Source organism: Sedimentibacter sp., from assembly GCF_038562225.1.
In the GTDB taxonomy this organism is placed as follows: domain Bacteria; phylum Bacillota; class Clostridia; order Tissierellales; family Sedimentibacteraceae; genus Sedimentibacter.
In genome coordinates this window covers 731,838-754,628 of record NZ_JBCFAS010000002.1, presented here as the reverse complement: position 1 = coordinate 754,628, position 22,791 = coordinate 731,838, and the positions used below count along the sequence as shown (strand labels likewise).

Below are 22,791 nucleotides of genomic sequence, written 5' to 3'. Positions count from 1 at the left end.
TTATGACTATAAAACTAAGTGAGTATAACCAAAAGAGGAATTTTGAAAGAACCTCAGAGCCTGAAGGCAAAAAAGAAGATTCTGAAGAGGCTCTGAGGTTTGTGGTTCAGCACCACATGGCCCGCAGAGACCACTATGACTTGCGTCTGGAATGGAACGGTGTTCTTTTGAGCTGGGCGGTGCCAAAGGGGCCTTCCTATGATACTCATGACAAGAGGCTGGCCGTACAGGTGGAGGCTCACCCCTTAGAATACAGACACTTTGAAGGTACTATTCCCAAAGGTGAATACGGAGGCGGAGTGGTCATGCTATGGGATGAAGGCTTCTGGGAACCTTATGGAAATGTGGAAGAAGGACTCAGCAAAGGCGAGATGAAGTTTGTTCTGAAGGGAAAACGGCTTAAAGGAAAGTGGGCTTTGATCAGGCTGAAAGCAAAATCCGGCGAAAAGGCAGATAACTGGCTTCTTCTTAAGGAAAGAGATGAACATGTCAAAACCGACCAAGGGATTTCTGAATTTTTAACCAGTATCAGAACAGGTCGAACCATGACGGAAATCGAAGAAGGGCAGGATGAAAAAATTACGAGGAACCCCTTCAGCATGGCTGACGTACAGCTTGCAAAATTGGTCAAAACTGTTCCGGAGGGTGAAGATTGGCTCTTTGAGCTGAAATATGACGGCTATAGAATCATGGCATTTGTGGAAGGCAACAGCGTCAGGCTTATTACCAGAAACGGCAAGGATTACACAAAACGTTTTTACGATATCGCGTCTGCCCTCATTGACTGGGCTGCTGGTAGGGCCATAGTGCTGGATGGTGAAATAGCAGTTACGGACCCGGCGGGGAAGACTGATTTTCAGGCACTGCAAAACTATATGAAAAATCCCAAGGGTCAAAATCTCACTTATATTATCTTTGACCTTCTTGCCCTTGACGGTACGGATCTACGAGGACAGCCACTTATTGACAGAAAAGAAAAGCTTGAAAACTTGATGAAGGATGCTCCGAAAATCCTTTACTACAGCCGTTATGTGAGAGGAAACGGAAAAGAAAGCTTTACTGTGGCTTGTGAAGCAGACATGGAAGGCATAATAGGCAAAAAAGCTGATTCTGTCTACAGCGGTACGCGAAACGATGACTGGATCAAGCTTAAATGTGATAAGAGACAGGAATTTGTCATTGGTGGATATACGCTTTCCGACAAAAGAACCAGCGGTGTAAGTTCACTTCTCCTTGGTGTTTATGAAGGTGAGGACTTAATCTATGCCGGACGTGCAGGCACAGGCATTAGCGAAGCTGAGATGAAAATGCTTGAGACCCGCTTTGACAGCCTGAAAAGGATGGAATCGCCTTTCAAGTCATCACCCGAGTCTAAGCCAGGTGAAATCATCACATGGCTTGAGCCTGAACTTGTGGCGGAAATCAAATTTGCCGAATGGACGAAGGAAAATCTGTTAAGGCAGGCAAGCTTCAAGGGTTTGAGGATAGATAAGAATCCCAGGGAAGTAAAAAAGGAAAAAGCTGAGGATGAGACAGAGCACCAATCATCAGTAACAGAATCGGAGAAACCAATGGAAACAAAAACAGACAGCACAATTATTGAAGGAATAAAAATTTCAAATCCGGACAAGGTGATATTTTCTGAGCCCGAAATCACCAAAGCAGATGTGGTTCGTTACTATTCACAGGTTTCAGAGCGGATGCTGCCTTATGTGAGCCGCAGAATTCTCAGCATTGTTCGCTGCCCCAAGGGCGTATCGCAAGCTTGCTTCTATAAGAAGCATCCCGGTCAGAACAGCAAGGGAATCATTGCAATACCTGTTACTACCGGCAGCGGAGAAACAGAAGAATACTTCTATATTGAGAATGTATCCGGGTTAATATCCGAGGTGCAGATGGGCACATTGGAGTTCCATACCTGGGGAAGCAGTGTTGACGACCTTGAAAAACCGGATATTATGGTGTTCGATTTGGATCCCGATGAAGGGATGGATATCGCCAGGGTTCGTCAGGGCGTAAAGGATATCAGAAGTATTCTTACCGAACTTTCCCTTAATTCATACCTCAAGACAAGCGGAGGGAAAGGCTACCATGTGGTTGTACCGTTGAAACCTGTGGTGACGTGGAATGCGTTTCATGACTTTGCGAGGCGGGTTGCGGAAGTGATGGAGCACAAGTGGCCTGGACGATATACCAGCAATGTGAGAAAGGTTAAGCGCACAGACAAGATATTCATTGACTGGATTCGAAACGGAAGAGGAGCCACAAGCATTGCTCCTTATTCGTTAAGAGCAAGAACCGGTGCAAGGGTGTCCATGCCCATTGCTTGGGATGAACTTGATACGGTTGCTCCCGACGGCATCACTATGGCAGATGCTCTTTTGAGGATTGCGGGAAATGATCCATGGCAAGATTTTTTTCAAAACAATCAAATGCTTAAGTGACTGATAATATTCAGTGCATAACCTGAAACATTAAGGTGATTTTATATTTTCCGTGCTATTATGTTTAAATGTCATGTTTTTAAAATGCATTCTTGCTAAAAAGAAAATATGTGGTATTATAAAAGCAAGAAATAATTTGCAAAACAAGAAAATGTTGCGATGTTTATAAAAGACGGCAGAACTACTTATATTTAATTAAGTTATCAAAGGCTATGTAATTATTGAACATCCTGAAAATAAAATCCAATTTACAATGCCCAGAAGCATAAGGATCAGAAAAGGAGAAGTATGGAATTTCAAAAAGTCATCGAATCAAGAAGAAGTGTAAGAAAGTATGACCCGCTAAAAAAGGTTGGAAAGGACACAGTTGAAAAAATAATTGAAGCAGCAATTTTGGCACCCTCATGGAAAAATGCGCAAACTGCCAGATACTATTGTATTACATCTGAAGAATTACTGAATAAGTTTAGGGCAGAATGTCTTCCGACGTTTAACAGCAACAGTGTTAAGGATGCTCCGGTGCTTATCGTTTCAACATTTGTAAAAAATCGATCAGGATTTGAACGAAACGGTGAACCCACAAATGAACTTGGAAACGGATGGGGATTTTATGATTTAGGTATGCACAATGAACATCTGCTCCTTAAAGCAAAGGACATGGGTCTGGATACTTTGGTGATAGGAATCAGGGATGAAAACAAAATCCGCGAAATGCTGGACATTCCCGAAGACGAAATCATAGTTTCTGTTATTGGTCTAGGGTATGCGGCAGAAGAAACCAAGATGCCAAAAAGAAAAACAGTTGAAGAAATTACAAAGTTCTTTTAATTAGAATATATGGCTTAATTCTTTACCACTGGAATTAAGCTGTTTTTATAGGGGGCGATGACCATGAAGAATAAAAGGGTAGTATTGATGGTTGCAATAATTTTTATATTTGTAATTGCTTATCTAGCACAAAAAGGCGGCTTATGGCAAGACAATAAGAAGATCATAATATCTGCGGCAGAGGTTTCATCAGGAGAAGTGTCTGATAGACGTGTAGGAGGGATACTGCGTCATGAACTGACATCTAAAGAACTTTCAGAATTCATAGACTTTTTTAACGACTGCGGTATTACCGAAAGAGATTTTATAAAGAATCCAGGACTGCATACTTATATGTCAACCTCAAGCGACATAACGTTAAATATGAATGATGGTTCGAAAATATATATTATGGCATTTTGGGACGGTGAAATATGTGTTACTGATGAACATAATAACAAATACTACTCGTTTAATAACGAAAGACTGTTGGACTATATTAAGAGTATGGGTAAATTAGTTATTAGCTACTAGTTTAAAACAATAATAAAATCAAGATATTTACATTTTATAAGAGAAATGGACATGAAAATCTATTTTCTAACCTATAATAGCAGAAACATCAAGTCATTATATATGATAAAATCTCATCCCGCCGAGTTGTTAGAGCCACATCACATCCGTTGATTCCTTTTTATAACAGTTCTTAATTTAATTTTTTGCCAATGCTTTCTGATTTAATGCTCCTATTTTTGCAAAAAGATTTTGAAATAGATTTTTAACGAATAAAAACAGAATGGCTCTCAAATGGTTTTCTCTCATAATATTTTAGATGAATGGACAATTATTTGTTAAGCTTGTTTCACAATTAGTATGTTCTGTACCATATCTGCAACAAGATAATTGAATATATGTTATGAATTGATTCTGGTTCTTGGAATTTTTGGAAGATAGAACTTAAGCAAACCTGGCACAAATATTGCTATTAAGTATGATGCAAGCAAGCTGCAGCTATGCTAATAATAGACCTATATTAGGAGGTATCGCATGTCCAAAAAAAGGACAATTATCACTGTTGCACCAACAGGTGCTGTACCAAGTAGAAAAGATAACCCGAATATTCCTATGACACCTGAAGAAATAGCCGATGACGTATATGAATGCTATCAGGCAGGTGCCGCAATTTGCCATCTTCATATGAGGGATGAAAACGAACTTGGAACCATGAATAAAGAAAGATTTGAAAAAACCGTAAAACTTATTAAAGAAAAATGCAATATTGTAATTAACCTGACTACCAGCGGTCAAATTGGAGCCACTTATGAAGAAAGACAGGCACACCTGAAGTCAATAAGACCAGAAATCGGAACATTTGACTGTGGCACAATGAATTGGTTAAACTCAACTATTTTTGAAAATCATCCGCATTTCCTGGAACAGTTGGGTTTAAATATGCAGGAATATGGGGTTAAACCGGAAGTTGAGATATTTGACCCGGGAATGATTCAAACATCCTTGTATTATATAAAAAAAGGAATACTCAAAGAGCCTGTACATTATCAATTTGTCCTAGGTGCAGCCGGAGGAACTGCTGCAACCGTAGATGATTTGCTGTTTCTGCTCAGAAAGATTCCGCAGGGTTCCACATGGTCAGCTTTAGGAATCGGAAAAGGTCATATTCCAATTATGCTTGCAACAATTGCCTTGGGTGGACATTTAAGAGTTGGAATGGAAGATAACGTTGTGTATGAGCCTGGCATATTAGCAAATTCTAATGCTCAGTTGGTAAGCCGAGCCGTACAATTTATTAAACTTGCAGGAAACGATGTTGCTACTCCTGACGATGCAAGGGAAATTCTAAGTTTGAAAAAGTAGTATTCTTAGTCAAAAATAAAAATCAATTATTTAAATATAGGAGATTATTATGAACAATATTTCTGATAGAAAAAGCAAAGGTACGCTTTTATGGAGATTTAGCAGAAAATTTCAGTTTGCGGCCGATAAAATAATACCAGATTCACTTGTATTTTGCCTGATTCTAACATTTGTCGTTTATGTAGCTGCGCTTATTTTTACCGGCAAAGGGCCGCTGCAATTATGCCTTTACTGGTATGACGGACTTTGGACACAATTAAGTTTTTCGATGCAGATGTCACTCATGGTAATTGTTTGTGCAACTTGTGCAAAATCGAAACAAGTAACACGTCTTCTTGGAAATCTTGCAGGTGTAATTAAAAATCCTGCTTCGGCTATGCTTATCCTTATGATTTGGGGATTTATCGCTTCTTTTATCAACTGGGCATTTTGCTCTATGTCATGTGCTGTGTTGGCAATGGAGATTTCCAAACGTGTTAAAGGCGTACACTTTCCACTGATGATTGTAGCAGGATACTGCACTTCATGCCTTGGTCAGTGCTTAGGACCTACTGCATCTGTGTATGCACTGCTGGCAACTGAAGGAAACTATATGCAGGAAAGGCTCGGAGGAGTATTAACACAGGATGTAACGGTTTATAATCCGACCAACATCACCATTTTTATCGTCCTTGCAATTATAACAATGATTCTTGCGGTATTTACACGTCCTCCACTTGAACAGAGAATTGAATTCGTTGCTGAAGAAGATGATAAAGAGCAAGAAGCTGAGTGGATGAAGGTTGACAGAACAACAGTTGCCGGAATATTAAATTCAAGCAGAATCATCATGTGGTTAGTTGGTATTGCAGGATTAGCTGTCATAGCATATAACTTTTATACCAAGGGCTTTTTAGGTGCATTAAGCTTAAATTTCATTATTTTAATTTTCTTGACAATAAATTGTTTCCTCTATAGCACACCTGTGAGCTTTGTAGGTGCACATAAGGATAGTATGAAGCTTGCAACCGAGGTTATGATACAATTTCCTTTCTATGGCGGAATTGCAGGAATTATGGCGAGCTCCGGTTTGGCAGCCATCGTAGTAGCTGGCATAGTAAATGTTGCAACGGCCAAGACACTGTCGGTTTGGTCCTATATTTCAGCATCAGTTGTAAACTTATTCATTCCGTCTCAGGGAGGGCAGTTTATAGTTCAAGGACCACTCCTTATAGATGCTGCTCACCAGCTTAATGCAAATACTATTCCAGTAATTAATGCATTTGTTTACGGAGATGAGGCAACAAATCTTTTGCAGCCTTTGTATATTATACCTCCGCTTGCTTTAGTTGGGGTTAAACTTAAGGATGTTTGGGGCTTTATGGCGTTTATATGGTTCTTCTGGACGATTTTTACAATACTAGGATTTGCAATCGTTCCTGGACTCTTTGGAGTGTTATAAGCCTTTAACAGCCATAAGTAGAGGGTATTTCAGAATTTCTGAAATACCCTCAAATATTAAATTAAAAAAGGTGACTTATATGAATGAAATTGTAATTACAAGTGCAGTAAGGACAGCTGTAGGAGGGTATTTGGGGAGCCTGAAAACTGTGGAAGCACAGGACTTAGCTGCAGCAATTATCAAAGAGGCTACAAAAAGAGCCGGTATAGAACTAAATCAAATTAGTCAGGTTATTTTCGGAGATGTATATGGATATACTCCAAATGTTGCTAGATGTGCCGCATTGCTTGCCGGAGTACCAATTGAAGTGCCCGCATATTCCGTTGATAGACAATGTGCATCGTCACTACAAGCTGTTATGAGTGCTATGTACGAAATAATGGAAGAAGACCAGGAAATCATATGCGCTGGAGGTGTGGAGGTAATGTCAAGACTAACATATTATCTCGATCCTTCTGCAAGGTATTCACCCATGAAGATTGGCGATAAAGTTCTATACGATACATTTACCCATGGTGTTACAATCGTTCAGCCCAAAGAGCTATATCCTAATCTGAATATGGGATTAACAGCTGAAAATGTGTCGCTTAGGCATAATATAACAAGAGCTGAACAGGACGCGTTTGCTGCAGATAGTCAAAGGAAAATGAAAGAAGCGCAAGAAATGGGAAAATTTAATGATGAAATTATGCCTTTTGAGGTTATAAACGGAAAGAATAGCTTTATATTTGACAAGGACGAGCATGGTAGGCCGGATACAACTATGGAAAGTCTATCTAAATTGAAACCGGCTTTTAAATCTGGTGGAACTGTAACAGCTGGAAATTCATCAGGGATGAATGATGGTGCTTCAGCTGTGATAATGATGACAGAAAAAAAAGCAAAAGAAGTTGGTGTGCAGCCGCTTGTTAAGATTGTAAGCATGAGTTGCGCTGGAAATGATCCGTCAGTTATGGGTCTTGGTCCGGTTCCTGCTGTGAGGAAAGCTTTAAAGAAAGCGGGATTGAATCTTGAAGACATTGATCTTTTCGAAATCAACGAGGCATTCGCAGCCCAGGCTCTTGGTTGCCTAAAGGAATTGGGCATGGACATGAATACAGAAATGTATAAAAGAGTTAATGTAAATGGAGGTGCAATTGCCCATGGACACGCACTGGGTAACAGCGGTACTAGAATCCTCACTACTCTTATTCATGAATTAAAAAGACGAAATGGAAGATATGGCCTTGCTACAATGTGCATTGGAGGAGGACAAGGCATGGCTTGTATCATAGAAAATGTACGATAGTTGAATGTTAATAATATTTCTTCTTAGCATATTGAAAATAAATACTCCTTCTGGACTTTAAAGTTGATGCATAATGCTTTAATTCTAGAAGGAGTTAGTATTTTAAACTGAACATAAAAGCTTATATCGTTTCTAAATCATGTTTAGACAAGCTATTTTTGCGCGGATAGTCAATGTCATATTGTTTGATTTTTCTGGAAAGTGTTGACGCACTAATATTAAGCAGCTTACCTGCTTGCCGAAGGTTATTGCTTTTTGCAAGTGCATCCTCAATCAGTTCCTTTTCAAGATTAGATATGGACCTCCCTAAATTGGTTTCCGTAGGCATTGAGTTATCTGAAATGTTGTCACATAAAAGTTCGCGCAGCATGCACTCGTCTAATTCTTCTACTCCGGAGCTGCAAATTGTAAGGTATTCCAAAATATTTTCCAATTCTCTCACATTGCCTGGCCAATTATATTTTTCAAGCAATCTTTTCTGACTATCACTTAATGACATTTCTTTATGATATTTTTCGTTGAAGTAAGAAATATAGAAGTCGCATAAAGCTGATATATCTGCAGGTCTTTTTCTCAACGGAGGTATATCAATAGGAATAACATGAAGTCTGAAGTATAAATCCTGACGAAACTTTCCTTCTGCTACTTTTTGTTTCAGATTGCAATTTGTCGCTGCAATAAATCGTATGTTCAAAGGAATGGGTTTTGTTCCGCCAATCCTTTGAACCTCTTTATTTTGAATTGCCCGAAGAATTTTAGCCTGTAAATCAAGCTGCATCTCACCGACTTCGTCAAGTAAGAGCGTACCGTTATTCGCCATCTCAAAAAGACCCTTTTTTCCCTGTGTATTTGCTCCGGAAAAAGCACCTCTATCATATCCGAATAATTCTGACTCAAGCAAATTAGCTGGAATTGCGGCGCAGTTTACTTTTATAAATGGTTTGTCATTTCTTGAACTCATTCTGAATATCTCATCTGCTACAACCTCTTTGCCAACTCCTGATTCACCGGTAATCAAAATGCTGGCTTCAGTTGGAGCAACTCGTTTTACTAAATTCCAAATAGCTTTTAATTCAGGTGAACTACCGATCAATCTATTGGGTGTACTAGAAAAATCAGATATCTTTATTGAGTCAGAGGTATAATTTTTGGCTTCGGTTAAAAAACGAGTATAATCATCTTTAAGAGCAGTCAAAGTCAGAATTGGTCGGCTGGAGACTACTACTTGTTTCAGTTCACCTTTTGAATCAAAGAGAGGCACACCGATTGTATACCCCATTCTGGGCGGATCAGTACGATATGTTGTTGATAACCTAAAACATTTTTTTTGAGTTTCTATAACAGCCATTGTTGAACCGCCGGTAAAGATTCCTTCTGCTATGATATCCGGTACATAGCGATGCATTACATCACTTGGAAGAACTCCAGTATTTTGAGAATATGCCTGATTAACATATAATACAAATCCGTCTTTATCTGTAATAAAAACACTTTCGTCAATATTATCTACTATTTCCTTAAAATCAATATTGGTTTCCGAATAACTATCAATGTATTCCAACAATTCCTTAAAATTTTTCTCATCAAGTACATTGTTATTTTTCTGATATTCATCAAAAATTTTATGAGCTTTATCCTTAATTTCTTTGATCCACATCGTATCACCTTTTAATGGAAAGTATTTAAATCATTATAGCACAAAGGGAAAAATGCAACAACATTTAATCTGGTTACTCTTGAATAATCATACCTTGGCTATGTTGTTTCAAGATTAATAAATTGTACCAGATATGCAACAAGGAAATGTAGGGATAATGCTATGAACGGTACAGATAGCTAGAAAATTTAGGTGAAACAATTCCCAAAAGCTGGCACAATTATTGCTAATATTAATTATGAAAGCAAGCTGCAGCTATTCAAGTAACTACTAGACTTAACACTTAGGCAGGCTATCACATCCAAGGAAAGGATAATTTTCATGGCCGCATCAACATGTGCCGTACTAAGTAATTGTAAAACATTGCTTATGAGTGCTATTTAACAAGTATTAAGAGCCCTAATGAAATAATGTTTTTGTGAAGGGTAATAAATCAAAATAAACTAACATGAAAGGAAAATAAGCGTAATGAATAGAAATAATATTGGTGTTCTTGGGGGAGGAAAAATGGGCGTCGGCATCGCTCAGCTTTTTGCTATGAAAGGACATAAGGTAAAGATAGTTTACGTTGGAAATGATGTAGAACGCGGAGACTCTGCAATAAATATGAGGGCAAATTTGACTTTCTTGGCTGAGAACGACGTAATTTGTACTAATGAAATTGAAGACATCATGAATCGTGTATCGTACACAGAGCATATAGAGGAGTTATCTGATTTTGCAAATATTGTTTTTGAATGTGTTATAGAAAAGCTTGAAGTAAAACAGGATTATTTCAGTAAACTGGACGCAATCTGCCCTGTTGAAACCATTTTGGCTTCAAATACGTCAGCAATCAGCATCACACAGATTGCTGAAAGGTCCACCCATAAAGAGAGAATTATCGGAACTCACTTTTGGAATCCGCCGTATCTGATACCATTGGTAGAAGTAATCAGGACAGAATTTGTATCTGAGGCTACAGTGGAGGGAACTTTTAATATTTTGGAACAAGCTGGTAAGAAACCAGTTTTGGTTAAGAAAGATGTTCCTGGCTTTTTAGCTAACCGACTTCAGCATGCCCTTTTTAGAGAGGCTATTTCTATTGTTGAGCATGAAATTGCCTCGCCAAAGGATGTGGATGAAGCGATAAAGTATGGATTTGGTATGAGGCTGGGTATCTCTGCACCATTTGAAGTTATGGATATGGGGGGGCTGGATCTCACGTACAACATTCATTCCTACTTGTTCCCGCACATTGAGGACACTCATGAGGCACAGGACTTGATTAAGCGCAATTTAGCATGTGGAAGGCTTGGATTTAAATCAAAAGGGCATGGTATTCAAGAGTGGACAGAAGAAGAGATGAAGTCTGCAAATAAGAATTTAAATGAAAAGTTGATTAAGGTCGCTAAAGCTTTAGATAGAATGTAAGCTTTTGTTACGTGAGCATATGCAGATAAATGAATTAAAGAATAAGATTTGTCGCTTTTCATGCGACCGCTCTTTGCCTTTTAAATGGTATCCTTAAATCACAATAATTGATTGGAGGATTACAATGAAAAAAGGTTTGACTGAACTGGTATTTATTCTTGACAGGAGCGGTTCCATGAGCGGCTTGGAAAGCGACACTATAGGAGGTTATAACGCCCTGCTGCAAAAACAGAAAAGTGAGGCCGGAGAGGCTGTAATTACTACGGTGCTTTTTGATGACAAATATGAACTTCTGCATGACCGCATCAACCTCAGAGGCATTAGCCCGATAACAGATAAGGAATACTATGTAAGAGGCAGCACTGCGCTGCTGGATGCGGTGGGAAAAACCATCAATAAAATTGCAAGCGTGCAGAAACATACGTCTGATGAAGAAAGGGCTGAACATGTGATGTTTGTTATAACCACTGACGGCATGGAAAATGCCAGCGTTGAATTCAGCTATGAAAAAGTCCGTCAATTGATTGAACATGAAAAAAACAAGTACGGGTGGGAATTCATATTTCTCGGTGCAAACATTGATGCTGTCGCTGCAGCCGAACGTTTTGGCATAAGCAGTGATAGGGCAGCAAACTATCATGCAGACAGTGAAGGAACCCTGCTCAATTATGAGGTCTTAAGCGAAACGGTGAGCTGCATGCGTGCCAACTGTGCCATATCTGAAAACTGGAAAGACCGTATTGAAGAGGACTTCAAATCCAGAGCGAAATAAGTGAAGAATAGTGATAAATTGTTTATTAAAAAATATCACAGCAGCAAGACGCTGCCATTATCCCTCAATAAATGTTGTTGGGGGATTTTGTCTTGTATAATAAATTATACGATAACGGAAAAAATGCTCTTAATTTTACGTGATATTTAGAATTTAGTATAAACTCATTGACGAAGATACCATTTGGAGATATAATTATATAAAAAATTATATGATAAATATATTTTTTTATATAAATGTATGGAGGAAACAAATGCATCCCATATTAAAATCATATGTACCAGTAGCTAACATGATTTCACAGACTTTCGGAAAGAACTGCGAGGTTTCCATTCATGATCTCACACAGCCTGAAAGTTCAGTTGTATATGTTTCAAACGGTACAGTTACAGGGAGGAAGGTAGGCCAGTCCTTTGACCATCTTATACGGCAGGTTTTGCTGAGCAAGAAATTTAAGGATGACTGCACTGCAAACTATGTCTTTGAAGCTGAAAATGGCAGGAAAATAAAATCATCTTCTGCACTCATACGGGATACTGAAGGAGAAGTGGTGGGAATGCTCTGCATCAACTATGACCTTACACTGTCATATATGCTGAAGGATGAAATCATGGGCTTTTTGCCGGAGGCTGACCATGACGATGCGGAGGCCGAGGAGGATGTTCCTGACCAGGACGTCATGACCATCATTGATGACCTGATAGAAAACATTGTAAAGAACAGAAATCTGGACAACTTAAAAAGAAAAGACAATATTGAACTGATACGCTTCATGGATGAAAAGGGAGTTTTTCTGGTAAAAGGAGCTATTGACAGGGTAGCGGACAGCCTGAACCTATCCAGGGTTACAATTTACAGCTACCTGGACGAAGCAAGAGGAAAAAGATAATCAAGGACAGGGAGATGGAATATGGAAAAAATTGAACCAAAATACCTCAGTGAAAATAAGGGACACTATATGCCGGGAATCATATCAAACGGAATGCTATACATATCAGGTCAGCTTTCCATAGATCCGGATACACGGGTTGTGCCGGAAGGCGGAATAGAAGAACATGCAAAGCTTGCCCTGAATAACGTGGACCGTGTTCTCAAAGAAGCAAATCTGCAAAGAAACAGTGTTGTGCAGTGCAGGGTGTATGTATCTGATATTGACCAGTGGGATAAAGTCAATCAGGTATACGGTGAATTCTTCGGCGAACATAAACCTGCACGGATTGTAGTGCCCGTGGGCAAACTTCATTTCGGATGTCTGGTGGAAATTGAAGCAGTTGCGGAGGTAAACCGAGAATGAAATTTATTTGTTCAAAATGCGGAACTACTGAAGAAACTACAACCTTAAAGGCAAAGTGTGACTGCGGAGGTCTCTGGAAACTGGATTACAATCCTCCAAAGTTTGATTTGTCCCTGATTATAAATGACACATGGAGCATGTTCCGATATGGCGCATTTATGCCGCTGGAAGGGGAACATTGGAAGGATATCAGTCTGGGTGAGGGTATGACTCCCGTCATTCGTTTCAGTGAAGATGTGCTCCTGAAAATGGATTATTTCATGCCAACCCTATCCTTTAAGGACAGAGGCGCAGCGATCCTTATTGCTCACTGCAAGGCCATAGGCGTAGATTCTGTGGTGCAGGACAGCAGCGGCAATGCAGGAAACAGCGTTGCTGCCTACTGTGCCAAGGCAGGCATAGAATGTGAGATTTTTGTTCCGGAAGGAACATCACCGAAAAAGATTGATATGATTAAGTCTCACAATGCAAAGGTAAATGTTGTTCCCGGAACAAGAGATGACTGTGCCAACAGCTGCAGGGCAAAGGTTGAAAAGGAAGGCAAGTATTACGCCAGCCATGTTTACAACCCCTTCTTCTACGAAGGAACAAAGACATACATGTATGAAGTTTACGAGCAGCTTCACAGAATCCCGGAAAATATTTTTGTTCCTCTGGGCAACGGAACTCTTTTCATAGGCATAGTTAAAGCGCTGGAAGAATTTCTTGACAGCAATGTCATTGAAAGAATGCCTAAAATAATAGCGGTACAAAGCGAGAAGTGTGATCCCTTTGCAAAAGCGGCTGCAGGTAAAGAAATTCATCCATCCAAGGTAGTGCCTAAGCCAACTATGGCCGAAGGAATTGCAATCGGCGAACCTATGCGCGGAGAGGAAATTTTGGAGTATATTTACAAACACAATATTGAAGTAATCACAGCTCCGGAAAATAGAATCTTAGAAGCTAGGTCTGCACTGGCAGCCAAAGGCATCTACTGCGAACACACAACGGCGGCCACCTATGCCGCATATTTGAAGTACTGCGAAACGAACGGCAAGACATCTGACAGCCTGATTCCCATGTGTGGGGCAGGCCTTAAGTCTGATCACTAACAGAAACGTTTGAAATTAAGTCTGTTGACGTATGCTTCAATTTGATACGTTATTTACAAGGAGGAAGTATGAACTATTTAGAACTTGATACACCGGCGCTGATAATTGATAAGGATATCATGACAAGCAACATAATAAACATGCAGGATTACGCAAATCGCAGCAAAGTGGGTCTCAGGCCTCATACGAAGACTCATAAAATGTCCAGACTTGCTCTCATGCAGGTTGAACATGGAGCAAAGGGCATTACAGTGGCAAAGGTTGGTGAAGCAGAAGTAATGGCAGCCAGCGGTCTTAAAGACATATTCATAGCAAACGAAATAGTCGGTGAAACAAAACTGCTTCGAATCCGCAAACTAGCTGAAACAATAGACATCTCCTTCGGACTGGACAGCATTGCGCAGGCATACATGATTGAGAAATCATTTGAAGGCAGCTCCAGAAAGGCGGCTGTTCTAATAGAAATAGAGGTAGGGGAAGAACGTTCCGGCGTGATTGAAGAATCTGATTTCATAGACCTGCTGAACCACCTTAAGACATGCAAAAACATATATCTGAAGGGAGTTTTCTCTCATGATGGGCATTCCTATTCCGCTGAAAATGTGGAGGAATGCAGGGAAATTCATCTTCAGTCGCAAAAGAGAACCCTGAGGTTTGCGAGCCTGGCAGCTGAGTCAGGTTTTAATCTTGAAACAGTAAGCATCGGGTCCACACCCTCCTTGCTGCATGATTTTCCCATATTGGACGGAATAACCGAAATAAGACCAGGCACGTATATTTTTATGGATGCATCTCAGGCCAACGCATATGGAAGCCTTAAACGAAATGCAGCAACGGTCCTCACCACAATTATCAGTCTGCCTACGCCTGAAAGGGTAATTACAGATGTGGGGGCTAAGGGAATCACAGCTCAGGTGAGAAGCAAGGGCTTTTGTTCAACCAATGGCCTGGGTTTGATTAAGGGCAGGACCGGAGTGAACATATTCAAGGTATATGATGAACATGCCATCATATATAACAAGGAATTCCATGATTCGGTTAAGGTTGGCGACAAGGTGGAGATAATTCCAAACCACATTTGTCCTGTTGTTAATCTGCATGAAAGTGCATACATTGTTTCGCGGGGGGAGGTCATAGACCGGATAACCGTGGATTGCAGAGGTAAGCTCAAATAGTTATGGTATAGGGGATGCTATGGCATCCCCTTAACATTGCCTTTGTTTTTGGTTAAAGGGAAACCACGAGATTTCTTCCTTTTCTTTTTGCCGAATATAGAGCTGTGTCTGCTCTTTCGATGACATCATCTATTTTTTCTCCTGTTCTAAATGTAGATACTCCAAAACTGCATGTTTGATGACCAACTTCAGGAAATACTGTTTGTTCTATGGCTGTCCTGATCCTTTCAGCTACAATTACAGCACCTTCAAGTCCTGTATTGGGCATAGCCAACAGAAATTCTTCGCCGCCCCACCGAGCCAGAATATCAGTGCCGCGTATGTGTTTTTCAATAACCTTGACGATATTAACCAGGACCATATCTCCAACATTATGTCCGAAGTTATCGTTCACGTTCTTAAATAAATCCACATCCAATAAGGCTAAAGAAAAGTCATCTCCAAATTGATCGCACTGCTGTGTTATCTTTTCCATAATCACGCTTGCTTTTATTCTGTTGTAAACCTGAGTGAGATAGTCTGTTTCAGCAAGTCTCACAGCTGCCTTGTTTGCTTCTTCCAGTTCTTCGTTTACAACCTTTATAAAGTTAATCAACCGCGAAATGATCCGGTAATGCTGTGAATTCAAAGGATCTTCATTAAGACTGGCGTGATTGTCTCCCTGCAGATCAAATTCATTGCTTTTTCTTTCCTTGTCAAACTCTTTCATACCGACAGCCACCAGCGTCGTATTCAGAAGATTTACTTTTCCATGATTAGAGTAAATTTCTCCATGAGTATAGAACCCTGCAGCCGGAGCAATGCTTTCAAAAGGCTTTGTCTCGTTATTCACCTCGTTTTGAAGCAAAAATCGTCTGTTGATGCAGCTGTAAAGAAAAATAGATTCGGGATTGAAAGCGTCCATGATTTTGTGTACTTCCCTGGACCTTTCGATAATAATGCTTGGATTACCGTAACCGATTATGACGGCTTCGCCTTTTTTTAACCCTCCTGGAAACAGTAGTGCATTATCTTCATTGACGGCTTCGGGTACCCGCGCGTACAGTTCGTCGTCTCTTATCAGCATCATAGGAAATTCCAATACATTGAGAAAGAAGTTTTCATCATTCTGTATGTTAAGATATCCTTGATATACGCTGAATGCCGGCTTGTTGTCAATTTTTTTAACCCACAGACCATCTACTTCCGTGATTGTCATTTTCTTGCTCAGAGGTTCCCATCCAAGGCATGTATGTGTTTCAATTTTAAGATGATCACTGATCAGTACAACCGCTGCAACGCCCTTGCTCAAATAACGGTCTCCATGGAAAATCAAAGATTTTAGTATGTATCCGTAGTCGCCGGCACCTCCGCCAAATACCGGATAAGAACATTCAGCGCCTGAAAATCCGGATAGAAAATCGGATGTATTCATGGTGATGGGTGTAGTAAACAGCAATACTCCTGCAATATTGCTGCAGGAACTTTCAATTTCTTGTCTGAGTTGTTTTCCCAAATGATCTTCGTTTGCGTTTTCAACATCCAGTATAAACGATTTCAAGGCTGTCTTTACAAAAAATGAAAGTGATACAACGGTTGAATTCGTAAACAATTCTCCGTGACCTATTTCGCCTCCTGTTGAAGCTCCAACAATCACGGAATCGGGGAATTTTTCATGCAATATGCATTCTATGTCCTTTACCCAGTTTTTATCTATTACGGATGTGAAAATTTGAATCAAAATTGAATTGGCGGTTTTGGAAAGTGTATCCATTTCGCTTGTATTCACCAGTTTGGTCAATTCCTCGCATGATTTGACAACCAAATTTATACTTTTCAAGCATGTCCTCCTAACAAAGAAAAGAAATGTATAACTAAAATTTTGTAAGCCTGAATAAATTATGTTTAATTGTATACCATCCTGAAACTGTTTTCAATACAATTAAATTACCATATGTCTTATTTATGTAAACTGCTCAATTAGTATATAAAATAACACTGTCTGTTTAACAGAGGCAGTGTTATTTATAATGAAGAACCTTTTATATGTTTTAGCAAGGTGCAGTTATGATTTTATTGCCCAGCGCAGCTTGGCGGAACGGGCGCGGGGGTTGGAACTGCATTCTTCTGCTGACGGTTTGATAACATTGGGAGCTATTTCGCTGTAGACGCCTTCACGGAAAAATCTTTGAAAGGATTTTTTAACCAGGCGGTCTTCTCCCGAATGAAATGATAGTATGGCTACACGCCCTCCCGCTGAAAGGACGGAAGGAAGCTTTTCCAAAAACTCATACAGCACCTCAAACTCGCTGTTGACATCTATCCTCAGCGCCTGAAAACATCGCTGACATGCTTTTTTAACCTCGTCACTGCGTTTGTTTTCAGGAATGAACTTAAGGGCATCTTTAATTATCTGCTGAAGCTGAGTTGTAGTAGAGATGTCTGTTCCTTTCTTAATTTCAGAAAAAACGGCGCGGGCAATCACAGCAGCATTGAGTTCGTCTGCATTTTCTATGAACATGCCTTCTATTTCATCCTGCGACATTGTTTTTAAACGTTCAGCTGCCGACATACCTTTGTCAGGGTTCAGCCGCAGGTCCAGTGGTCCTTCGGTCTTGAAGGAAAATCCTCTTTCAGGGTTGTCTATCTGCATTGATGATACGCCCAAATCAGCCAGGATAAAATCAAGAGGTCCTGATTCTTCGGCAATTTTATCTATTTCCGAAAAATTCATTTGCTTAATTGTTAAAATTTCAGGGCCGTATCCCTGACGCTCCAAACGCTCCCTTGTGCGTGGAAGTTCAATGGGATCCACATCAATTGAGTACAAGTGTCCCTTTGAATTTAAGCACTTCAGCATTTCCAAAGTATGACCGCCATAGCCCAGCGTTGCATCCAGTCCCGTTTGTCCCGGAGTAATCTGAAGGAATTCCAGTATTTCCTTAACACAAATTGAACGGTGCATGCCTGCAGGGGTATTGCCCTTTTTTATAATCTTTTCCACATCTTCTGCATATTTCTCAGGCTGCAGTTCCTTATATTTTTCATTGAAAGCTTTAGGATGAGTTCCTTTATATCGAATTCGCCTCTGATGTTTTTGTTCTTGATTATCCATTTTCGTAACCGCGGAAATGCTGAGCCATTAATCCGTTAATCCGGATATTACAAAACGTTTGGCTATCTTTCCTTCACCTTATTTAATATCGATAATATTCTGTATCATAATACCAAATACAATTCACAAAAGCAAACTAATAAAAAGAAAATCTGCATATTTTATATATTATGAAATTTCTGTGATCGATTCACCTGCTGGGGAATATCACATGTATTTTTTACCCCAATCACATAGAGCTGTCAAAATATATTCTAATGTTTTTCCTTTATCCGTAACAATGTACTCAACCCTAGGCGGAATTGTTGCATATGCAACTCTGTCAATCAGATAATCTGACTCAAGCTTTTTTAATTCATGAGCCAGCACTTTGTGGCTTATGTTAGGAATGGAGCTTTTTAATTGCCCATATCGTATGGGGCTATTCTTTAGAATATGCCATAAGATTACAGCCCTCCATTTGCTTCCGATTACTGTCATTGCAAAACCAATGGAGCATTTAAAATCATTTTGTATTTTATTCTTGCCTGTAGGCTCTTCAGCAAGCTGATGACTCATAATATCCCTCTTTCCAAATGGTGAGTAACTGATAAGAAAGTGCGTACTTGTAATATGTTCAAGTTCATTTATAATATATTATAAGATATAAACTTATCTATATCAATAGAATTAAAAGAAGTTGAGGGGGATACAGCAATGAAAAAATATCATTTATATCAGATTGATTCGTTCACTAAAGAGAAATTTACCGGAAATCCAGCCGGTGTAATTACAAATGCCGACGGACTAAGTGAAATTGAAATGCAAAAAATAGCAAGAGAACTTAACAATTCAGAAACCGCCTTTATTTTTTCTTCAAATAGCAACGATTATGATGTTCACCTTCGCTACTTTACACCTACAAACGAAGTTCCCATATGCGGGCATGCCACCATTGCTGCTCATTATGCCAGAGCCGTTGAAAACAATCTTAAACCTTCGAGGATTTACCATAAAACGGGAGCCGGAATTTTACCCATTGATATAGTGAATGAAGCAGATGATTTTAAGATAGTTATGACACAGGGTAAAATTGAATTTGGACCATACATAGAGGGAAGTAACCTGGAACAATTGCTGTATGCTTTGGGAATCACTCATGATGATTTGCTGGAAGAACATAAAATCCAGATTGTATCAACCGGTCACTCAAAAGTCATGATTGGAATCAAGAATAAATACATTTTAAATCAGCTTAAACCAAACTCCCAGGAGCTGGTCCAACTTAGTAAAGAGATAAACTGCAACGGGTTTTATGTTTATTCCATTAACCCGCAAGATGAGGACATCCTGGTTGATGGAAGAATGTTTGCTCCTGCCATAGGCATAAATGAAGACCCGGTTACGGGAAATGCCAACGGACCGTTAGGTGCATACTTGGTGCATCATAAACTCATCAGCCATAATGATTCTTCGTTTGCCTTTAAAGCAAGACAAGGCGAAGCAATGGGGAGAACCGGTGTTATACAGGTGGAAACAGATATAGATAACGGGGAACCGGTATCGGTAAAAGTGTCCGGAAATGCAGTGATAGTGTTTAAAACAGAGCTGGATGTGTAAGTTTTATAAATCATTTTAGGCTGACATTTGTAACATAACAAGAATGGTCAAGAATCTTTCGGGATATTATGGTAATCTTTTGATGTCGGAGGTGAATATGGATAATACAAATTCTATGCGTGTAGTTCAAATGCTGCAGGATTATATCGAAGAAAATTTGCAGGATACAATCACATTAAAACAATTGGCTGATTATTCAAATTATTCCCCGTGGTACATCGGTCATATGTTCAAGGAGACAATAGGAAAAAGCCCCTATGAATACATTCGCCTGAGAAGATTAACCATGGCTGCACTTGTCATGAGAGATGAAAACAAGAAGGTGATCGATGTGGCGCTGGATTTTGTTTTTGACAGCCAGGAGGGTTTCACCAGGGCTTTTACAAAGGAATTTGGAATTTCTCCATACAGGTATCACAAGCAGACACCGCCGATTCAACTTTTTCTGCCCAATAAGGTATATGACACTTACAGGGCATTGGAACATGTTTATCAAAACCGTGAAAGGAAGGGTGAAGTCATGAAGACAGTATTTGTTCAAATTGTTGAGAGACCTGAAAGGAAATGCCTTATAAAAAGAGGCAGAAAGGCAAAAGATTACTTTGAATATTGTGAAGAGGTGGGATGCGACATTTGGAATGTCCTTACCAGCGTAAAGGAAGCGTTGTATGAACCCATAGGCATGTGGATGCCTGAAAGCTTAAGAAACAATGCATCCGAATATGTTCAGGGTGTGGAGCTGCCCTTGGATTACGACAAGAAAATACCTGAGGGATATGAGCTTATTGTTCTGCCCCCGTGCACCATGATGGTTTTCCAGGGAGAACCCTACGATGATGAAAAATTTGGTGAAGCAATAGAAGAAACTTGGGAGCACATAGACAAGTTCAATCCGGAGCTGTACGGTTACAAATGGGCACCTGAAACCGGACCCAGGTTTCAATTGGCACCCATGGGATACAGAGGATATATAGAAGCAAAACCGGTTCAAAAGTGCGGTAATAACTGATGGCTTAAAGCTTCGTACTTGACAAGGAAGGTAAAACGGAAGCATTAATTGCTCCCGTTTTTTATTTCTCATTTTAAAGCAATTTTGGTAAATTGACAAATTAATTGCTTGGTAGAAATTCATATTTTGTTGAAAACGGAAGTTATTGTGATATAATGATGCTTAAAATATATGAATCGGAGAATGTATTTGAAAATTAATATAACAGATGAAGCACTGAAACAATTGAAAAAGCTGGATATTAGAGACATCAGGATTCTGTTCCATGGAACAGGGTGCGGAGGCGGACCGGTGCTGAGCATGGTAAAAGGAAAACCCAATGGCAATGAAGACGCATTTACGGTGCAGAATTTTATTTTCGCGGTAAATAATGAACTTGTTGAGAAATATAAAACTATTGACATAGATTATCTAAGCGGTTCAGATGAGTTTGAAGTTGAAGCTGACAGCAGTGGAGGATGTATACGGTGCAACGGATGCTGGCTGAACACCATCCGTACAGATTTCACCACAAGCTAGGATATGTAATCATACTAGTGATTTAATAAGGACAGTCCTGTTTAGCTGCAGTACTGTCCTGAAATTTTATCTTACAGATGATTGAATGATGGATTATACAAATTTCATCCTCGCATCTTCCTTAAATTTCTTTCTGGAGGGATTGCCTTCAGCTCTCCAAACCTGCCCCCGTTTTAAATCGTAGACTACTGACCATACAGTGTCTGCATTTTTCTTCCTGTCGTACTGACACATGAAACCATACTTTCCTGCCAGCAGGGACTTTGCAAACTCTACCGAGTATTCGTTCTGGTTCTGCAATGCTGTCAATGCTGTTTTATAGCGGTCGTCAGAACGCCAGTCATCAATATCCGGGTTGCGGTAAGCCATCATTTGCGGTGAATTGAAATTGTTGGCTGTTGCAACGAAATGCTTGCCTTGTTGAGGTCTTATAACAGTAATTTTTTCGGGGTTGCATTCAACGACGGCAATACCACCGTATTTATCTGCCAGGGTAATGGTTTGTGCCGAAGCTATGGGCAGACGGTGCAGCGCTTCTTCTGCTTCCTTGACGGAACTGCACTTTTCAAGTATGTATCTTGTGAGCATGCCTGCATTAAGACCAGGCTTTCTTACCCTCGGATAGACGAATGTAAGTCCTGCAGCTAAACCGTGCTGGTTTACCCCGTCTTCCATCTGAACGTATGCAGTGGTGTTCCCATTGAAGGAACAGCTGTCCTTCAACTGGTAAATGCAGTTCATATAAAGCTTTTCAAGGCTTACCAAAAAATCGCTGTTTCGCGCAAAAACAATTTCATTATCAGTGCAAAAGGCAAAGCACGTGCACTTGTTGTCAAATTCAAAACAGTACATGCTAAGCAGGATGCACTGAAGAGTTTCTGCGTGAACTTCGTTGCCGTCTGCAATGCCCTGTATTTCTTCAAGAATTTCAGGGAAATACATGCTGTATTGTTCTGCGCACTGCTGTGCAAACTCGTACTTTTCCTTGGTAAGTTCAAATGTCGGGCAAAAATCAAGCTTTTTTCCGAACTTAAGCAGCTGCTGTCCCCATTTGAAACCAGCATCGTAATGTGTTCCTTTAAATCTTCCGTGATACATTTTTTCACTCTCCAATATATGATTTGAGAGTTGGCGCCATCTCATACTTAGCGTAATTGAATAAAAATTTTATGTCAAGAACTATATAATATTAAGCAGCATAAAAATAAGACCCGAAGGTCTTATTTTTTATTCTATGGGGGGCGACATCAATTATTAAGCAATCAATATCTTGATACTATTGTACAATTAGATTGTGGAGAAACTGTGGAGAT

At 39.8% G+C, this 22,791-nt stretch carries 20 protein-coding genes; 15 read left to right on the top strand and 5 right to left on the bottom strand.

What is annotated here, in order from left to right:
* Positions 1-2 precede the first annotated feature (2 nt).
* From ligD to AAGU76_RS09925, 6 genes are all read left to right on the top strand, one after another.
* Positions 3-2,444: a DNA ligase D gene (gene ligD / locus AAGU76_RS09950; RefSeq protein WP_342485327.1), complete on the top strand. Its 2,442-nt coding sequence runs from the start codon at positions 3-5 to the stop codon at positions 2,442-2,444.
* A 288-nt stretch (positions 2,445-2,732) separates the two neighbouring features.
* Positions 2,733-3,272, top strand: a complete 540-nt coding sequence (locus tag AAGU76_RS09945) for a nitroreductase family protein (RefSeq protein ID WP_342485326.1) — start codon at positions 2,733-2,735, stop codon at positions 3,270-3,272.
* 63 nt (positions 3,273-3,335) lie between these two features.
* The gene (locus AAGU76_RS09940) at positions 3,336-3,785 is read left to right on the top strand and encodes a hypothetical protein (protein ID WP_342485325.1); all 450 of its coding nucleotides are present in this window, start codon (positions 3,336-3,338) and stop codon (positions 3,783-3,785) included.
* Between the two features lie 513 nt (positions 3,786-4,298).
* Complete coding sequence (locus tag AAGU76_RS09935; protein WP_342485324.1) at positions 4,299-5,126, top strand: 3-keto-5-aminohexanoate cleavage protein; 828 nt, start codon at positions 4,299-4,301, stop codon at positions 5,124-5,126.
* 49 nt (positions 5,127-5,175) lie between these two features.
* Positions 5,176-6,567, top strand: coding sequence for a TIGR00366 family protein (locus AAGU76_RS09930; RefSeq protein ID WP_342485323.1), 1,392 nt, complete (start codon positions 5,176-5,178; stop codon positions 6,565-6,567).
* A gap of 79 nt (positions 6,568-6,646) precedes the next feature.
* Entirely contained in the window at positions 6,647-7,855 is a 1,209-nt protein-coding gene (locus AAGU76_RS09925) for a thiolase family protein (RefSeq protein WP_342485322.1), read from the top strand.
* 121 nt (positions 7,856-7,976) lie between these two features.
* On the opposite strand, the gene AAGU76_RS09920 is transcribed toward AAGU76_RS09925, so the two are convergent.
* Positions 7,977-9,512 (bottom strand): sigma 54-interacting transcriptional regulator, encoded by a 1,536-nt coding sequence (locus AAGU76_RS09920; RefSeq protein ID WP_342485321.1) that lies wholly within the window; start codon positions 9,510-9,512, stop codon positions 7,977-7,979.
* Between the two features lie 468 nt (positions 9,513-9,980).
* On the opposite strand from AAGU76_RS09920, the gene AAGU76_RS09915 reads away from it, so the two are divergent.
* The 6 genes from AAGU76_RS09915 (at position 9,981) to AAGU76_RS09890 (ending at position 15,257) form a co-directional block, all read left to right on the top strand.
* Positions 9,981-10,925, top strand: coding sequence for a 3-hydroxyacyl-CoA dehydrogenase NAD-binding domain-containing protein (locus AAGU76_RS09915; RefSeq protein ID WP_342485320.1), 945 nt, complete (start codon positions 9,981-9,983; stop codon positions 10,923-10,925).
* A gap of 124 nt (positions 10,926-11,049) precedes the next feature.
* Positions 11,050-11,697, top strand: coding sequence for a vWA domain-containing protein (locus AAGU76_RS09910; RefSeq protein WP_342485319.1), 648 nt, complete (start codon positions 11,050-11,052; stop codon positions 11,695-11,697).
* 253 nt (positions 11,698-11,950) lie between these two features.
* Positions 11,951-12,586: a PAS domain-containing protein gene (locus tag AAGU76_RS09905; protein ID WP_342485318.1), complete on the top strand. Its 636-nt coding sequence runs from the start codon at positions 11,951-11,953 to the stop codon at positions 12,584-12,586.
* A gap of 21 nt (positions 12,587-12,607) precedes the next feature.
* Positions 12,608-12,991 (top strand): RidA family protein, encoded by a 384-nt coding sequence (locus AAGU76_RS09900; protein WP_342485317.1) that lies wholly within the window; start codon positions 12,608-12,610, stop codon positions 12,989-12,991.
* Positions 12,988-14,082, top strand: coding sequence for a threonine synthase (locus AAGU76_RS09895; protein WP_342485316.1), 1,095 nt, complete (start codon positions 12,988-12,990; stop codon positions 14,080-14,082). The genes AAGU76_RS09900 and AAGU76_RS09895 overlap by 4 nt, the downstream gene beginning before the upstream one ends.
* A 68-nt stretch (positions 14,083-14,150) precedes the next feature.
* Positions 14,151-15,257, top strand: coding sequence for an alanine racemase (locus AAGU76_RS09890; RefSeq protein WP_342485315.1), 1,107 nt, complete (start codon positions 14,151-14,153; stop codon positions 15,255-15,257).
* A gap of 52 nt (positions 15,258-15,309) precedes the next feature.
* Here the strand turns inward: AAGU76_RS09890 and AAGU76_RS09885 are convergent, their stop codons facing one another.
* The 3 genes from AAGU76_RS09885 to AAGU76_RS09875 form a co-directional block, all read right to left on the bottom strand.
* Complete coding sequence (locus AAGU76_RS09885) at positions 15,310-17,076, bottom strand: GGDEF domain-containing protein (RefSeq protein ID WP_342485314.1); 1,767 nt, start codon at positions 17,074-17,076, stop codon at positions 15,310-15,312.
* Positions 17,077-17,301: 225 nt separating this feature from the next.
* A complete protein-coding gene (gene rsmH / locus AAGU76_RS09880; RefSeq protein ID WP_342485313.1) occupies positions 17,302-18,351 on the bottom strand; it encodes a 16S rRNA (cytosine(1402)-N(4))-methyltransferase RsmH in 1,050 nt (349 codons plus the stop codon).
* A 207-nt stretch (positions 18,352-18,558) separates the two neighbouring features.
* A complete protein-coding gene (locus AAGU76_RS09875) occupies positions 18,559-18,909 on the bottom strand; it encodes a winged helix-turn-helix transcriptional regulator (RefSeq protein ID WP_342485312.1) in 351 nt (116 codons plus the stop codon).
* 138 nt (positions 18,910-19,047) lie between these two features.
* On the opposite strand from AAGU76_RS09875, the gene AAGU76_RS09870 reads away from it, so the two are divergent.
* The 3 genes from AAGU76_RS09870 to AAGU76_RS09860 all read left to right on the top strand — a co-directional run bounded on the left by AAGU76_RS09870 (position 19,048) and on the right by AAGU76_RS09860 (position 21,478).
* Complete coding sequence (locus AAGU76_RS09870; RefSeq protein ID WP_342485311.1) at positions 19,048-19,950, top strand: PhzF family isomerase; 903 nt, start codon at positions 19,048-19,050, stop codon at positions 19,948-19,950.
* 97 nt (positions 19,951-20,047) lie between these two features.
* Positions 20,048-20,959 carry an AraC family transcriptional regulator gene (locus AAGU76_RS09865; RefSeq protein WP_342485310.1) on the top strand — a complete coding sequence of 304 codons (912 nt, stop codon included), beginning with the start codon at positions 20,048-20,050 and terminating at the stop codon, positions 20,957-20,959.
* A 189-nt stretch (positions 20,960-21,148) separates the two neighbouring features.
* Positions 21,149-21,478, top strand: a complete 330-nt coding sequence (locus tag AAGU76_RS09860; protein WP_342485309.1) for a hypothetical protein — start codon at positions 21,149-21,151, stop codon at positions 21,476-21,478.
* 93 nt (positions 21,479-21,571) lie between these two features.
* On the opposite strand, the gene AAGU76_RS09855 is transcribed toward AAGU76_RS09860, so the two are convergent.
* Positions 21,572-22,576 (bottom strand): C45 family peptidase, encoded by a 1,005-nt coding sequence (locus AAGU76_RS09855; protein ID WP_342485308.1) that lies wholly within the window; start codon positions 22,574-22,576, stop codon positions 21,572-21,574.
* Positions 22,577-22,791 lie beyond the last annotated feature (215 nt).